The sequence below is a fragment of the Agathobaculum desmolans ATCC 43058 genome, assembly GCF_000701665.1.
GTDB classification, from domain to species: domain Bacteria; phylum Bacillota; class Clostridia; order Oscillospirales; family Butyricicoccaceae; genus Agathobaculum; species Agathobaculum desmolans.
Map to the genome: position 1 here is coordinate 33,590 of NZ_JNJN01000017.1, position 14,316 is coordinate 47,905.

General features: G+C 56.9%; 15 protein-coding genes and 1 tRNA gene. 10 read left to right on the forward strand and 6 right to left on the reverse strand.

Annotated elements, in window-relative coordinates; translation table 11 throughout:
- The first annotated feature begins 22 nt into the window (after positions 1 to 22).
- Positions 23 to 3,340, forward strand: coding sequence for an S-layer homology domain-containing protein (locus T363_RS0105955; RefSeq protein WP_031474192.1), 3,318 nt, complete (start codon positions 23 to 25; stop codon positions 3,338 to 3,340).
- 51 nt (positions 3,341 to 3,391) lie between these two features.
- On the opposite strand, the gene T363_RS0105960 is transcribed toward T363_RS0105955, so the two are convergent.
- Complete coding sequence (locus tag T363_RS0105960; RefSeq protein ID WP_031474194.1) at positions 3,392 to 3,616, reverse strand: hypothetical protein; 225 nt, start codon at positions 3,614 to 3,616, stop codon at positions 3,392 to 3,394.
- An 81-nt stretch (positions 3,617 to 3,697) separates the two neighbouring features.
- On the opposite strand from T363_RS0105960, the gene rlmD reads away from it, so the two are divergent.
- Entirely contained in the window at positions 3,698 to 5,050 is a 1,353-nt protein-coding gene (gene rlmD, locus T363_RS0105965; RefSeq protein WP_031474196.1) for a 23S rRNA (uracil(1939)-C(5))-methyltransferase RlmD, read from the forward strand.
- A gap of 63 nt (positions 5,051 to 5,113) precedes the next feature.
- Here rlmD and T363_RS0105970 read toward each other — a convergent pair whose 3' ends face one another.
- Positions 5,114 to 5,962, reverse strand: a complete 849-nt coding sequence (locus T363_RS0105970) for a MerR family transcriptional regulator (protein ID WP_031474198.1) — start codon at positions 5,960 to 5,962, stop codon at positions 5,114 to 5,116.
- A gap of 132 nt (positions 5,963 to 6,094) precedes the next feature.
- On the opposite strand from T363_RS0105970, the gene T363_RS0105975 reads away from it, so the two are divergent.
- Entirely contained in the window at positions 6,095 to 7,102 is a 1,008-nt protein-coding gene (locus T363_RS0105975; protein ID WP_031474200.1) for a linear amide C-N hydrolase, read from the forward strand.
- A 16-nt stretch (positions 7,103 to 7,118) separates the two neighbouring features.
- Positions 7,119 to 8,456 (forward strand): MATE family efflux transporter, encoded by a 1,338-nt coding sequence (locus tag T363_RS0105980; RefSeq protein ID WP_034971821.1) that lies wholly within the window; start codon positions 7,119 to 7,121, stop codon positions 8,454 to 8,456.
- A gap of 77 nt (positions 8,457 to 8,533) precedes the next feature.
- On the opposite strand, the gene T363_RS0105985 is transcribed toward T363_RS0105980, so the two are convergent.
- A complete protein-coding gene (locus T363_RS0105985; RefSeq protein WP_031474204.1) occupies positions 8,534 to 9,328 on the reverse strand; it encodes a ZIP family metal transporter in 795 nt (264 codons plus the stop codon).
- 195 nt (positions 9,329 to 9,523) lie between these two features.
- Here T363_RS0105985 and T363_RS0105990 point away from each other — a divergent pair, with 195 nt between their 5' ends.
- From T363_RS0105990 to trxA, 3 genes are read left to right on the forward strand one after another with little or no spacing between them, the layout of a single operon-like run.
- On the forward strand, positions 9,524 to 9,901 hold the full coding sequence (locus T363_RS0105990; protein WP_031474206.1) for a DUF3783 domain-containing protein: 378 nt from the start codon (positions 9,524 to 9,526) through the stop codon (positions 9,899 to 9,901).
- Positions 9,898 to 10,707 (forward strand): DNA-3-methyladenine glycosylase family protein, encoded by an 810-nt coding sequence (locus T363_RS0105995; RefSeq protein ID WP_031474208.1) that lies wholly within the window; start codon positions 9,898 to 9,900, stop codon positions 10,705 to 10,707. Before T363_RS0105990 ends, T363_RS0105995 begins: the two co-directional genes overlap by 4 nt.
- 18 nt (positions 10,708 to 10,725) lie before the next feature.
- Positions 10,726 to 11,031 carry a thioredoxin gene (trxA, locus tag T363_RS0106000; protein WP_031474210.1) on the forward strand — a complete coding sequence of 102 codons (306 nt, stop codon included), beginning with the start codon at positions 10,726 to 10,728 and terminating at the stop codon, positions 11,029 to 11,031.
- Positions 11,032 to 11,199: 168 nt separating this feature from the next.
- Here trxA and T363_RS0106005 read toward each other — a convergent pair whose 3' ends face one another.
- From T363_RS0106005 to T363_RS16705, 3 genes are read right to left on the reverse strand one after another with little or no spacing between them, the layout of a single operon-like run.
- A complete protein-coding gene (locus tag T363_RS0106005) occupies positions 11,200 to 12,057 on the reverse strand; it encodes an NAD(P)/FAD-dependent oxidoreductase (RefSeq protein WP_031474212.1) in 858 nt (285 codons plus the stop codon).
- A gap of 23 nt (positions 12,058 to 12,080) precedes the next feature.
- Positions 12,081 to 12,923 (reverse strand): aminotransferase class IV, encoded by an 843-nt coding sequence (locus T363_RS0106010; RefSeq protein WP_031474214.1) that lies wholly within the window; start codon positions 12,921 to 12,923, stop codon positions 12,081 to 12,083.
- Between the two features lie 30 nt (positions 12,924 to 12,953).
- Positions 12,954 to 13,079: a hypothetical protein gene (locus T363_RS16705; RefSeq protein ID WP_278246991.1), complete on the reverse strand. Its 126-nt coding sequence runs from the start codon at positions 13,077 to 13,079 to the stop codon at positions 12,954 to 12,956.
- A 105-nt stretch (positions 13,080 to 13,184) separates the two neighbouring features.
- Between T363_RS16705 and T363_RS0106020 the strand changes: the two genes are divergently transcribed.
- The 3 genes from T363_RS0106020 to T363_RS0106030 form a co-directional block, all read left to right on the forward strand.
- On the forward strand, positions 13,185 to 13,766 hold the full coding sequence (locus tag T363_RS0106020) for an epoxyqueuosine reductase QueH (protein ID WP_034971825.1): 582 nt from the start codon (positions 13,185 to 13,187) through the stop codon (positions 13,764 to 13,766).
- Between the two features lie 14 nt (positions 13,767 to 13,780).
- Positions 13,781 to 13,857 (forward strand) — tRNA-Arg (locus T363_RS0106025).
- 238 nt (positions 13,858 to 14,095) lie between these two features.
- Positions 14,096 to 14,316: helix-turn-helix domain-containing protein (locus tag T363_RS0106030; protein WP_031474218.1), on the forward strand; the 221-nt coding region annotated here is incomplete at its 3' end.

A 14,316-nucleotide genomic window follows, 5' to 3' on the forward strand; every position in this document is an offset into this window, starting at 1 on the left:
TACGGATAGATGAGGTGATCGAATGAAAACACGGTTGATGGCATGGGCGGCAGCCATCGCGCTGCTGGTTCCGCTTGCCCCGGTGCAGGCCTATGCTGCGGGCAGCTACGGGCAGTATGGCTTTACGGAGAGCAGGACACAGGAGACAAAGGACGGAACCTATCATCTGCTGCACCACACGGATACAGGTGCGCAGGTGGTCTGGCTGGAGAATGATGCGGCGTCGCGCGATTTTGCAGTCGGCTTCCGCACCCCGCCGGAGGACAGCAAAGGTGCAAACCATGTGCTGGAGCATTCGCTGCTGTGCGGCAGCGAGCAGTATCCGCTCAATGACCTGATGCACATTCTGCGCAACAGTTCGGTGGCGGAGGAGCTGAACGCCTACACCAGCGAGGATCATACAGCGTATGTATTCCGCACGGCGAATGAGCAGGATTATTATAATCTGGCCGATATTTACATGAGCTGCGTGCTGTTTCCCCGTCTGCGGGAAGAGCCGAATATTTTCAAGCAGCAGGGGATCCGCGTGGAATATCAGGATGGCAAAGCACGGTATAACGGGATCGTTTTCAGTGAATTGAAGCTGAACAGTCTGGAAACCGAGCAGAATTCTCTGAATTTTGTGTCCGACCAGATGTATCGCAATCTGTATGGGGATAGTCCGGCCACCTATGATACCGGCGGCGGGCTGCCCGAGCTGCTTGACCTGACCTATGAGGATGTGATGCGTGTGTGGGAGCGTTACTATAAGCCTTCCAATATGCTGATCTATCTGTCCGGGCAGCAGGAACTGGGGAAGATGCTCCGCATGATCGACGGGTATCTGGATCAGGCGGATCACAGCGCCGGGGCGGAGATCCACGTGGGCGCCGAACCGGTGGCACCTGCGCAGCGGGTGCAGGAGTACAACGTCAGCGCGTCCACCAGAACGGTGGATATCGGGTTTATGGCACACGGACCGAGTGTGCTGGACGCCAAAAAGAAAAACGGCTGGGGTGCGCTGGTCACAGTGCTGCATGGTATGATGAAGGAACGCTTCCCGGATGCGCTGCCGTATACCGTAGGCAGCAATGCAGGCGGCATCTACAATGTGGGGATCATTTTGTCAGGCATACCCGCGACAGACAGAGCGGAGGCCGCCAAAGCGGTCGAGCAGGCGTTGCGCGAAATCGTGCAGAACGGCATTGATGAAGCGGCTTTGCACACTGCGGTGGACGATCAGCAGAATGCAAGGCAGCTCGGCCGGGAAGATATCTTTATGGGATTTGTGTATGACGACGATCCCTTTGCGGGGCTTGACCAGTCGGACGTTTTTGAGGATTTGAGACATGATCAGGCGTATTTTAAGGAATTAGCGCAGGAATGGCTGGATAGTCCGTACCAAACGGTTGTTGTATCGGGGAATGGTGCGCCCAAGCCGGCATTGCCGGAACCGGTGCTGGATGCAGCAGAATTGGAGCAGGTCAAGCAGGATACCGCGCAGTTTGAGGCATGGCTCAGCCAGCCGGACGACCCGGCGGTATTAAGCAGGCTGCCGCGGCTCGACCTGTCCGGCTTTGCGGACGATCCGTTTGCTATTCGGCAGACGCAGGAACAGGAAAACGGTGTCAACTGGTACTGGAATGAGGGCGACGGGCAGGCTTCCTTTTCGTTGGAGTTCCCGATTACCGTGCAGGAGGAGGACGCTGCGCTATGGACCCTGTTGTGCGAATATCTGAATGACCGCATGGAACAGGAAAAGCTGGGCTGCTCGATCGGGCTGTCCGCAGGGCAAGCGTATCGGGAGCCGGAAACGCTGCATCCGCGCCTGTGTATCGGCGGCGGAGCCGATCCCGAGCAGATAGAGGCGTGTGTACGCAAGCTGTCTGCGTGGCTGCAGGCGCCGCCGCTGGAGGATGTGGCAGCCCTGCGGCAGTTTTTGACCGCACGGCGCAGCAGTCTGCGCGACCTGTATCTTGATCCATATCAAACCGAGTACGGCCTGATGCTGCAGGCCAGCACGCAGGAAAACCGGTTTTTGAATCGTCTGCCGGCGGGCTTTGTGGGGTCATCGCTTTCGTATAAGTCGTTTGTGGATGCGGCAGCGGCCAATCCCGGTGGTGACGCGGCGCTGCTGGAGCAGATGCGCGCCCTGTGGAAGCAGGCGCTGACTAAGACCGGCGTATCGGCGGAGCTGACCGGATCGGATACAGCGTACCGCGTGTTCCGGCGGGAAGCAGCCGCGCTGCTGGCAGCGCTTCCGGAGGGCACGGGGACGGCTTCCTGCGACTGGCTGGCAGGCGGCTGGCCGTCGGCGCTGGTCGTGACACGCGGCACGCAGGACGCCAATCATGTGATGATGACCGGTGCGTTTGCGAAAATTCCGGAAAATATGGCGGTATATGATGTGCTCGCGCCGGTTTTGACCGCAAAGTACATTTTGCCGGAATTGCGTGACCGCCGCGGTGCGTATGGAGCGGGTCTGCGCTTTGATGCCGCCGGTGTGACCGTCAGTTGTGCGGGCGGCGTGTCGGTGGATGAGGCGGTTGCAGTGTTCCGCGGTGCAGCAGCGTATCTGCGCACGCTCGAGCTTTCTGAGGGCGAATTGGCCGGCTTCAAAGTAAACGCATTGAATGAGTTTGACCAGTATGGCGCGTGGGAGCGCGGCAGCGGTGCGGCGCTGGCACGTTCAGGCCGCACGCAGGCGGAGTATGCCGCGGAACGAAAAGGGATTCTGCAAGTTACCGTGCAGGATCTGCGCGCCTGTGCTGCGGATTTGGAAGAAATGCTCTCACAGGGGCACGTGTTTGCACACACAACGGCGGCTGCGGCAGCTGGGACACGCTTTCCGTTTGCGGCCCGTGCGGATGCTGCTACCGGCCGGGTAACGCCGCTGCTGCGGGATGATCTGACGGTGTCGGCGGATCGTTCCCCCGTGACACGCGGAGAAATGGCAGTGTTATTGGCGGACAGCCTGGCCGACCGGACAGCGGCGGAACAGCCCGACCGGCCGCGCTTTACCGATACCGGCTCGGTACCGGCCGAAGTACAGCGGGCGCTGGCAAAGCTGTATGATCGCGGACTGCTGCAAGGATATGAGGACGGCTCGTTCCGTCCGGAGGCGCCGATTACCCGGGCAGAGTTCTGCGCGATCGCGTCGGCGCTGTCGGCGGATGGTTCGGCGGCGGATGCACCGGCCTTTACCGATGTGCCCCGCGGACACTGGGCGTATCCGGTGATTGCAAAAATGGCAGCGCAGGGCATTTTGCAGGGGAAGGGGAACGGAAAATTTGAGCCGAATGATACGATCACACATCAGGAAGTAACGCTGATTTTACAGCGTTTAGCGCGGAAAATGTAACAGAATAAAGAAAAACGTCCGTTAGGACGTTTTTCTTTGCTTTATGCAAACTCAGAATCGGTCGCAGTAGCCCTCGCCGCCGTTGGCAAGGGATTTGAGTGCCTGCTCGGCGCGGTGTTCCGGGTCGTCTGCGGTGGAAACTGCGTCGGTCAGTGTGCTGCGCGCCTCGCGCGGAAGCTCGAAAAAACGATCCATTGCACGGGTGTTATGCCCCATTTCATGCAGAAAAGAAAAGGGGATATCCGCTGAGATTTTCTTTTTGCTGTGATTCTCCATGTCTGCCGCTCCTTTCGATTGCAGTATGCACTGCCGGCGTGATATAATACACATACCATATGAAAAAGGAGCGCCGCATACATGGAGCTTGTTAAAAATAAAATTTACCGTTGTCAGATCACGGATTATACGGCAGACGGCACCGGTTTTGCCCGCATCGACGGCCGTGCGGTTTTTGTACCGCGCACCGCAATCGGCGATCAGTGTGATGTGCGCATCGTGAAGGTGACCAAAAATGTGGCTTTTGCCCGAATGGAAAAACTGATCGTGCCCTCGGGGGATCGGATCGCTCCTGCCTGTCCGGCAGCGGACCGGTGCGGCGGCTGCTGTTATCAGCATATCAGCTACGAGGCGGAGCTGCGTGCCAAGGAGAAAAAAGTGCGTGACGCGCTTACCCGTATCGGCGGGCAGGACGGCGCGAAGCTCCTTGGGATCACGGGCGCTCCGACAACCGAGCATTACCGCAATAAGGCGCAGTATCCGGTCGGACTGGATGCGGACGGTCGGGTCGTGACTGGATTTTATCGGCCGCGCAGCCATGATATTGTGCCGGTGGAGCGCTGCCTGATCCAGTCCGAAACGGCGGACCGTATTACTGCTGTTGTACGGGAATGGATGCAGGAATTCGGCGTGTCGCCATATGACCATGCGAAAAAACGCGGAGCGGTACGGCACATTTATGTGCGCGTAGGCGAAAAAAGCGGGGAGAGCCAGCTTACCCTAATTGCAGCGACCCGCAAAATGCCGGCGTTGGATGTTCTGGTGCAGCGCCTGTGCGCATGTGAGCCATCGCTGACCGGTATCCTGCTGAACCATAACCAGCGGGAGGATAATGTGATCATGGGCGATCGGACCGATGTGCTGTGGGGTGAGCCAATGCTGGAGGACCGCTTGTGCGGCCATTCGTTCCTGCTGTCGCCCGAGGCGTTTTATCAGGTCAATCATGCGCAGGCGGAGCAGTTGTACCGCTGCGCGGTTGCGTTTGCGGGGCTGACCGGGCAGGAAACCGTGATCGACCTGTACTGCGGTGCGGGAACGATCACGCTGGCGCTGGCGGAGCAGGCCAAAACCGTGATCGGCGTGGAAATCGTGCCGGAGGCTGTGGAGAATGCCCGCCGGAATGCACAGCGCAATGGGGTAGAGAACGTGGAGTTTCTGTGCGCGGATGCGGGACAGGCGGCGCAGCGTCTGGCAGCCCGTCCGGTGGATGTGCTGGTGGTCGATCCGCCCCGCAAAGGATTGGATGAGACAGCGCGGGATGCGATTTTGAAAATGCCGCCGCCGCGGGTAGTTTATGTATCGTGTGATCCCGCAACATTGGCGCGTGACGTGGCGGAGTTGTGCGGCACGGGGTATCGGCTGGAACGGGCGCAGGCATTTGATTTGTTCCCGCGAACCAATCATGTCGAAACCGCTGCGCTGCTGGTGCGATAAAACAGCTTAGAGAACGAGGGACAGGCATACACGCTTTTGCGCTATGTCTGTCCCTTATTTTGCTTACCGTCCGTCATTCTCTGATAAGGGGATCATCAGCAGAGACATGGTGTTTTCCTCCACGCCGTTGAGCAGATAGCCGGCCAGATCGTAGGCATATACCGGGCCTGTGACGGTAAGCGCATGGGTGCGGATGTACGCAGCCAGTGTTCGATAGGCGCCGGTGGTGTCCCAGTGGCCGCGGTCAAGCAGTGTCAGATAGCGGCCTGCGGGCTTGTTCCGGTAATAGCAGCTGTGTGAGGGGGCATCCACCCGGGTGTAGATATGGGTCGCGTTATGGGTGCCGTGCAGCAGGCTGTCCAGCGGCAGGATCGCGCCGGTTTGATAATCTGCAGCCAATCCCTCCTGACGGCAGACGGACACGTATTTGTGCAGCAGGGAGATCAGTGCACGGTCGGTATCGTCCGGGCTGTGCTCCAGCTCTGTGACCGGAATGGCGATCAGATGTTCCTCTTCCAACTGCAGCACGGCGGGCTGCTCCGTGGGGTAACGGCCGGACAGCCCTTCCCGGATGCTGCTGGCTGCGTGATGCAGTACCTGCTGCATCTGGGACAGCTCATGGATCTCCTGCGTGAGCTTTTGCTGCTGCTGTTCCAGCAGCTCCAGCAGTGAGCCAAGTGTTTGGTGCTGCATGTAAGAGCGGATCTGCGCAAGCGGTGTGCCGGTTTTTTTCAAAATGTGGATCAAATAGTAATCAAAAAACTGTTCCGGCTCATAATACTGATAGCCGTTGTCTCCTTCTGCGGCAGGCAGCAGCAGGCCGATATCCTTATAATGCCGAAGGGTTTCCTTGGAGGTGCGGCACAGTGCGGCAAATGCGCCGGAGGTCATGGCAGGATGCGGAAGACTCATAGAAAATCCTTTCTGAAAAAATTTTTTGTAAATCAAAGAAAAATGGTTGACTGTGTGGTTACCACATAGTTTATTATAGCAATCAGAAGGAAATACAGCAAGAGAAAATGCAAGGAACAGGAGAGAAGCAGGATGAAATTTGGATGTACAGCGCTTTCATGGGACACGCGGGATGGAAAGCATCTGCTTGGGCGAACATATGACCAGTACGGTGATTTGTCCGGCAACCGCATTGCTTCGGTACCGCAGGGCTTTGCAATGCATACCGCGGCAGAACCGACGCGGGGCAAAACGGTAACGGTGCAGCACCGCTTTGTCGGTATGGCGGTGCAGGGGCTGCCGGTGCCGGTGATGGTAGACGGCATCAACGATGCGGGGCTGATGGGTGCGCTGCTGCACTATCCGGGGTTTGCACATTATGATACGGCGGCGGGCGCGGGGCAGTTGGATGTGCACCCGGCTTATCTGACTGCTTATCTGCTGGGACAATGCCGCACGGTGGATGAGGTATGCGCGCAAATGGAGCACATCAACCTGACGGCAGAGCCGATTTTTGGCAAGGAGATGCCGGTGCACTATATCTTTTCGGATGAAACCGGCGAGGCGATGCTGATCGAGCCGGATGCGGACGGACAGCGGGTATACCGCCGCACGCTGGGAGTGCTGGCAAACAGCCCGGAATACAGCTGGCACCGCACCAATCTGCGCAATTATGTGGCGGTCGATAACCTGTATAAGCCGCCGCGCGATCTGCTGGGTGAGCAGCTGGTCAGTTTGGGTGAGGGACACGGCGGCGGATTTGGCCTGCCGGGGGATTATTCCTCCCCGTCCCGGTTTGTACGCATGGCCTTTGTCAAGCACTATGCAGTCAAGGGGGCGGATGAGATCGACGGCGTGGGCCGGATGATGCATGCGTTTGCAGCAGTCGATCTGCCGGATGGGATCCAGAAGGCGCATCCGGACTACGAAGCCTACGAGCAGACGCTGTGCACCAGTGCTATGTGTGCGGAAAGCCGCACCTATTATTTTGCCACACCGTCCAACCGGCGCATCCGTGCACTGTGTGTGGAGCGGGAACGGCAGACCGATTTATGCTATTATGACCTGCGCGCGCAGCAGGATATCGACTATATGAATTGAGATGAGGGAGGATGTTATGCAGCAGCCGGAAAACAGTGTATACCAAAAACCGGTGACATTGGGCAATATTATGAAGTTCGCGGTGCCGACCATTGCGATGACCGTGTTTATGTCCTTTTATACGATGGTGGATGGATTGTTTGTTTCCAACTTGATTGGAACGGAGGCGCTTTCCGCCATCAACCTGACAGCGCCGGTGATCTCGCTGGTCACAGCAATTTCCACCATGCTGGCAACGGGCGGCAGTGCGGTTATCATGCGCAAAATGGGCGGCGGACGGCAGGAGGAAGCCCGGCAGGATTTTACCGCGCTGATCATCGTGAATGCGGTTGTGGGATTGGTGATGTGCGGGTTGGGTTACCTGTGTCTGGATCTGATATTCAGCCGCGCAGGTCTGTCCGAAGCGGTTGCAGCTTACTGCCGCACCTATCTCAGCAGGTATCTGATTTTTACGGTGCCGATCCTGCTGATGAATAATTTTACCCTGTATATGATTGCCGCGGGCAAGTCGATGCTGTCCATGGTTTGTTCGGTGTCGGGCGGCGTGCTCAATATCGTGCTCGATTATGTGTTCCTGGCTTTGCTGGATACCGGTATCGGCGGCGCGGCGGTAGCGACCGGGCTGGGGTACTCAGTCACAGCGGTGGTGGGGCTGGTGGTATTTGCCCGCCGGGATGGGCTGCTGCATTTCCAAAAGCCGGTGTTCCGGCTGGGTGTGCTGCGGGAGGCCGCCGTTAACGGTTCATCCGAGATGGCCACAACGCTGGTGACCGGCATCATCACCCTGCTGTTTAACTGGACCATGCTGCACTATGTGGGGGAGGATGGCGTTGCAGCCATTACCATTATCATGTACGTATTGATGTTCGCCAGCTCGCTGTATACCGGTTACTCCTATGGCGTTGCGCCGATGATCAGCTATTATTATGGGGAACAGAACCATGAAAAGCTGCATCGGCTGGTGCATACCAGCTTGCTGGTGATCGCGGTGATCTCGGTGGCAACGATGGTGCTTTCCTTTGCGGTAACCGAGCCGTTGGTATCGGTGTTCACCCGTCCGGATCATCCGGTGTATCAGCTGGCGGTGACGGGGAATCGAATCTGTACGGCTGCACTGGCGTTTATCGGGTTTAATATTTTTGCAAGCGGCCTGTTTACCGCCCTATCCAACGGTGTGGTTTCCGCGGTACTGGCGTTCTCGCGTTCGTTCGTGTTCATGCTGATCACCATGCTGGCACTGCCTGCCCTGTTCGGCGTAAACGGTATCTGGCTGGCAACGCCTGCGGCAGAGCTGATGGCGCTGGTTCTGTCGGCGGCAGCATTTTTCCGGTATCGGAAGCGGTACCGGTATTAAGCGCGGCAGCGTGCACAAAGCAATATTTGCGGCATAAATGCAGAAAAAGTCAGGATATATGCCTGACTTTTTCTCGTTTATCCCAGTGCAACATCCAAAATCATCATCACCAGAAAACCGGCCATTACGCCAAGCGTACCGGTATGAGAGTGTTCGCCGAGGTGGGCAGCGGGAATCAACTCCTCAACCACCACATACAGCATCGCACCGGCTGCTGCGGACAGCAGCCATGGCATGACCGGGGTGAGCTGAGCCGCTGCCAGCACAACCAGTACGCCAAAAATAGGCTCCACCAGACCGCTGGCAGCACCGCGCAAAAAGGCGCGCGGGCGGGACAGCCCCTCCTGACACAGCGGCAGTGAAACCGCTGCCCCCTCGGGAAAGTTCTGTATGCCGATGCCGAGGGCAAGCGCACCGGCAGCAGCCAGCAGGCCGGTGTCTCCGCTGTGCTGTGCTGCGCGGGCAAAGGACAGGCCGACCGCCATCCCTTCCGGAATATTGTGCAGTGTGACAGCCAGCACCAGCAGTGTAGTGCGCCGCAGCGAGCTGGGCAAACCCTCGGCTTGTGCCGCGCCGCTGTGCAGATGAGGGAGCAGACCGTCGAGCAGCAGCATCAGTGCAATGCCCAGCACCAGCCCGCCGGCAGCCGGAAGCCAGCCGGTCAAACCGGCGGCTTCTGCCTCTTCGATGGCGGGGATCAGCAGGCTCCACACCGAGGCGGCGATCATCACACCGGCCGCAAAACCGAGAAAAATCTGCTGCATCTGTGTGCCGGCGCGGCGCCGAACAAAAAATACCATGGCAGAGCCGAGCGCGGTCATCAAAAAAGTGAAGCCGGTGCCGACTGCTGCCCAAAGCAAAGCTTGTTTCATCAAAAGACCTCCTGCATAGGGAAAAAATCCGGGACAAGGGTTGACAACTCGGTTAGCCTATGCTAATTATATATTATAAGGGTATATAATTGTGGTGTCAAGCGGAGACAGGGATGACAGACCTGATTGTCTGTGCTACAATACCGATAGAGGGCGGCACACCGCCCAATCCAACAGGATAAGGAGGGGGCCGATATGCCGGTATCCCGTGAAACAGTGTTATATTACGACCCAAAGGGCGGCGGGCGGACCACAGCGCTCAAATCCATTCTGGTGCGGATGGGGGCGCGTATCCGCAATGTTGCGCCGGACGCAGTGGGGCAGACCGTGGGCTTTCTGCTGGGCCGGAAAGGGTTCGATGTGCGGGAACAGCCGGAAACGCCGGTGTTGGCGGAGCCGGTGCTGGTGATGGACGGCTTCACTGATAAACGGCTGGAGATTCTGCTGCGTGAAATGCGGCAGCATGGGGTATCCGTGCCGTATAAGGCGGTTGTGACCGAGACCAATCTGGGATGGCTGTTCCATCAGCTTTATGAAGAGCTGGCTGCGGAGCATGAGGCGATGCGTCCATGACCGAGCAGGTGCTTGCGGATTTTGATATCGGGCAAATCGCACGATCGGGACAGTGCTTCCGCTTCCGCCCGCTGGCGGAGGGACGGTATGCCCTGGTTGCAGGCGGACGGTATATAGAGATCGTACAGCGTGGGCAGATGGTAGGATTCGAATGCACAGAAGCAGAGTTCGAAACAGTGTGGCGGCCGTATTTCGATTTGGATGCAGATTACGGACATTACAAGCAGGCAGTGGCCAAACGGGATGCGTATTTGCAGGCTGCCGTTCATGTGGGCAGCGGTCTGCGTATCCTGCGGCAGGAGCTGTGGGAAACGATAGTATGTTTTATCATTTCCCAACAGAACCATATCGGACGCATCACGAAATGTGTGGAAAACTTGTGTACCCTTTTTGGCGAAACCTGTTATAATAAGCATGGAGAGGTATATCATGCCTTTCCCACAGCGGAACGGCTGGCGGGCTGCACGGCGGAAGATCTGGCGCCAATCCGTTTGGGGTATCGTGCGAAGTACATTGCGGCAGCGGCCCGGCAGGTCGCCGCGGGCGAGGTGGATCTGGATGCTGTGCGCGGCATGAAATACACCGCTGCACGGGCGGAGCTGATGCGGCTGACCGGCGTGGGCGTCAAGGTGGCGGAATGCATCTGCCTGTTTGCGCTGCACCACATTGATGCGTTTCCGGTTGATACGCATATCCGGCAGATGCTCGACGCGCATTATCCCAAGGGGTTCCCGATGCGTCGGTATAAAGGCTTTGCGGGTGTGATGCAGCAATATGCATTTTATTATGAATTGATGACAAACTAATATAAAGGAGTGTTTGCTATGGCAGTTCTTACAATCACGATGGATAATTTCCAAAGCGAGGTCATGCAGTCGGACAAGCCCGTGCTGCTGGATTTTTGGGCAAGCTGGTGCGGTCCCTGCCGCATGGTTTCGCCGATCGTGGATGAGATTGCGGACGAACGCGATGATATCAAGGTCGGCAAGATCAATGTGGATGAGCAGCCCGCGCTGGCGCAGCAGTTTGGTGTGATGAGTATTCCGACATTGGTCGTTATGCGGGAAGGTGCGGTCGTCAATAAGGCGGTCGGCGCTATGCCCAAGGCGCAGATACTGTCGCTGCTGTAAGGAAAAGAAAAAAAGTTCCCCTAAGGGAACTTTTTTCTTCCGCGTTTGGCAAGCTCCAAACATAGATTGTCGATTGTCGGAAAACGAAGCTTTTAGACAGGCGCAAGGTCAGGCATATATACCTGACCTTTTTTCGTTTACGGCAGGATGCAGTTGACTGCCACGGTGCTATGTACGGATAAACTTGACGGCACGGAGCGCGGCCTGCGCACCGTCCGCCACAGCCTTGGCAACCTGAAGCAAACCGCCGGTGCAGTCGCCTGCGGCAAATAAGCCGGGCACGGCGGTTGCGCCGTCCGCATCGGTTACAATTTTTCCGTTTTCGGTTTGTGCACCCAGCTTGCGGGCAAAATCGCCGCTGCCGGCGGTGCCGTAGGCGATAAAGACCCCGTCTACCGGCAGGGGAGCGCCGTCTGCAAAGTCGATCTGTGTCACTTTATCTGTGCCGGTAATGGCGGCAACCGGACGGGGATCGAGCTGCAGTCCGTCCGGCAGGGACGCGGGTGCAGTGCTGCCGTTGGTCAGCAGGGTGACCGAAGCAGCTACCGGCAGCAGCACGCGCGCTTCCTCCAGCGCATATTCGCCTTGACCAAGTACGGCGACGGCCTTGCCGCGGTAGAAGAAAGCATCGCACACCGCACAGTAGCTCACGCCGCGCCCTTCCAGCTCGGCAATGCCCGGCAGCTTGGGGGCGGAACGCGGTGCACCGGTGGCAAGGATGACAGCATCTGCTTCGTAAGTACCCGCCGTGGTTCTGACGGAAAAGCCCTGCGCCGCATATTCGATGCCGGTCACTTCGGTCTGCACCAGTGCAGCGCCCAAACGTGCGGCCTGTGCTTGGCCTTGTGCCAGCAGCTCGGCGCCGCTGAGCGGCTGGGGGAAGCCGAAGTAGTTTTCGATGCGATCGGTTTTGGCAAGCGCGCCACCGTCCTGATAAAGGACGGTGGTCGGTACATTGGCGCGGGCCGCATAAATCGCAGCGCTCAGTCCGGCCGGTCCGCCGCCGATGATGACAATAGAAGGCATGATTGGTTCTCCTTTTGGTGGGGTCAGCCCATTTCGGCTGTGAACTTTTCCTGATAGGCCTGCTGGAGCCGGTGCAGCAGCGCAGGGTCCTTGCCGCCGATGGGCTGTCCGTCCAGCGCACAGGCAGGCACACAGTGCGAGCCGGTGGATAGGATGAGAACTTCATCCGCATTTTTCAGTTCGTCCACGGTAAAAGGCGCGATGCGCACCGGGATACCCAACTGATCGCATAGCTGCAGGCAGTGCAGGCGGGTCACGCTGGGCAGGATCAGCTCGTCCGCCGGCGGGGTGCAGAATACGCCGTCCTTCAGGATGGCAAGGCCGGAATGCGCGCCTTCGGTTACCCGGTCGCCGCGGTGATAGACGACCTCTTCGCAGCCGGCTTCGGCAGCCTGCTGCAGCGCCATCACATTGGGCACCAGATTGAGGGTTTTGATGTTGCAGTGGAAAAAGCGCGTATCCTCCATGGAGAGCAGACGCATGGGCTTGTCCACCGGATCAAGGCCGGCCGGTTCCACAAAGGCCATCAGGCTGGGCTTAACATCCTGCGGGAAGGTGTGGCGGCGGTGTGCATTGCCGCGTGTGACCTGCCAGTAAAGGACATGGATGCCGTCGCCATCGACTTTTTGACATAAGTTGAGCAGCAGCGCGGCAAATGCGTCCCTTTCCAGCGGCGGCGCGATGCGCAGCAGGGAAAGGCTGCTGTAAAAGCGGTCGAGGTGGTCGGACAGTGCAAAAATGCGTCCGCCGCGGACAATGGCGGCTTCATACACGCCGTCTCCGAAATAAAAGCCGCGGTCGGTGACCGGCGCTTTCACCTCGTCGATCGGGCCGATCTGCCCGTTGTAATATGCGATATCTTTCATGCTCGGTAAACCTCCAGTTTAGGTGTTTGGTTAGTGCAGGGTAGCGAGCATAGCAGAAAACGGACCGCCTGCGATCGCGTCGGCGATCAGCACTCCGGCGATCAGGATCGCGGCTGCAATAAACATAGCGCCGATCAAAAATTGATATGCTTGCATGGGACTGCCTCCTTCATTATTCTGTAAGAACAGTATAGCGGTTTCGGGCGGGCTTTGCAAGCGGCGGAAAATGTGATAGAATATCCGACAGGAGAGTGATTTTGTATGAAAACACTACTGCACATCTGTTGTGCGCCATGCTCGATCGCCTGTATCGACACGCTGCGGCAGGAGGGCATTGAACCGGTGGGCTTTTGGTTTAATCCGAATATCCATCCGTTCACCGAATATAAAATGCGTAAAAATACGCTGGTGGAGTATGCGAAGAGCATAGATCTTAAGCTGGAGATCGAAAATGAATACGGTTTGCGGCGGTTTATTCAAGGCGTATATCCGAATTTTGATAACCGGTGCACATTTTGCTATGATCTGCGGTTTGATGCAACCGCGCGCTATGCGGCGGAGCATGGGTTTGATCAGTTTACTTCGACACTGTTTGTCAGCCCGTATCAAAACCACGAACTGATGCGCCGCGCTGCGGAGCGGGCAGCCGAAAAGTATGGCGTGACCTATCTGCACCGTGATTTTTCGCCCCGTTTTCGGGAAGGACAGGAGAAAGCACGGGAACTGGGGCTGTATATGCAGAAGTATTGCGGCTGCGTCTTTTCGGAAGAGGATCGCTATAAAAAACGGAAAAAGAAAAAGCCTGATGAGAACACTTTACAAAACGCAGGAGAAATGGTATAATACTATTTGTACCCGCGCCCGTAGCTCAGCTGGATAGAGCGTTGGACTCCGACTCCAAAGGCCGTGCGTTCGAATCGCATCGGGCGTACCAAATTAAGCCGCTGTTTCGTTTGAAACGGCGGCTTTTTTGTAACTTTTTTGATATTGGAAACCGAAACGAAAAGTTAGCGTTTTTTGCGGCATCTATTGAAGTACCGAAAAGGTGCATAACCGGAGCGGTGAGAGACCCGTTCAAACACAAAAAGCAAGGCTGCCGCCTGTAAAACATGATATGATCCTCCTAAAGTAGACCATGGAAAAAACCAAAATCTACTTTAGGAGGATTTTTTATGGGCAAAATAAAATTCACTCCAGAGAAGAAAATAGAAATCATAGAAGCGTATAAGTCGGGTAAGGTTGCCTATTCTCAATTACAAGATGTTTATGGAATGAATCGTGACGAGATATATAGATGGATATCCAAGTACGAAGCGAACGGTATTGAAGCCTTTGTAAGTGGAAACAGAAGGTATTCCAAGGAATTTAAGATTCATTGCATTGAAGAGTATCT

Bases quoted from the DNA above. Each gene is read 5' to 3' on its own strand.
- rlmD (WP_031474196.1), top strand. From the start codon at position 3,698: ATGGAGCTTGTTAAAAATAAAATTTACCGTTGTCAGATCACGGATTAT.
- T363_RS0106005 (WP_031474212.1), bottom strand. From the start codon at position 12,057: ATGCCTTCTATTGTCATCATCGGCGGCGGACCGGCCGGACTGAGCGCT.
- T363_RS0105990 (WP_031474206.1), top strand. From the start codon at position 9,524: ATGCCGGTATCCCGTGAAACAGTGTTATATTACGACCCAAAGGGCGGC.
- T363_RS0105980 (WP_034971821.1), top strand. From the start codon at position 7,119: ATGCAGCAGCCGGAAAACAGTGTATACCAAAAACCGGTGACATTGGGC.
- T363_RS0105975 (WP_031474200.1), top strand. From the start codon at position 6,095: ATGAAATTTGGATGTACAGCGCTTTCATGGGACACGCGGGATGGAAAG.
- trxA (WP_031474210.1), top strand. From the start codon at position 10,726: ATGGCAGTTCTTACAATCACGATGGATAATTTCCAAAGCGAGGTCATG.
- T363_RS0105995 (WP_031474208.1), top strand. From the start codon at position 9,898: ATGACCGAGCAGGTGCTTGCGGATTTTGATATCGGGCAAATCGCACGA.
- T363_RS0105985 (WP_031474204.1), bottom strand. From the start codon at position 9,328: ATGAAACAAGCTTTGCTTTGGGCAGCAGTCGGCACCGGCTTCACTTTT.
- T363_RS0105970 (WP_031474198.1), bottom strand. From the start codon at position 5,962: ATGAGTCTTCCGCATCCTGCCATGACCTCCGGCGCATTTGCCGCACTG.
- T363_RS0105955 (WP_031474192.1), top strand. From the start codon at position 23: ATGAAAACACGGTTGATGGCATGGGCGGCAGCCATCGCGCTGCTGGTT.
- T363_RS16705 (WP_278246991.1), bottom strand. From the start codon at position 13,079: ATGCAAGCATATCAATTTTTGATCGGCGCTATGTTTATTGCAGCCGCG.
- T363_RS0106020 (WP_034971825.1), top strand. From the start codon at position 13,185: ATGAAAACACTACTGCACATCTGTTGTGCGCCATGCTCGATCGCCTGT.
- T363_RS0106010 (WP_031474214.1), bottom strand. From the start codon at position 12,923: ATGAAAGATATCGCATATTACAACGGGCAGATCGGCCCGATCGACGAG.
- T363_RS0105960 (WP_031474194.1), bottom strand. From the start codon at position 3,616: ATGGAGAATCACAGCAAAAAGAAAATCTCAGCGGATATCCCCTTTTCT.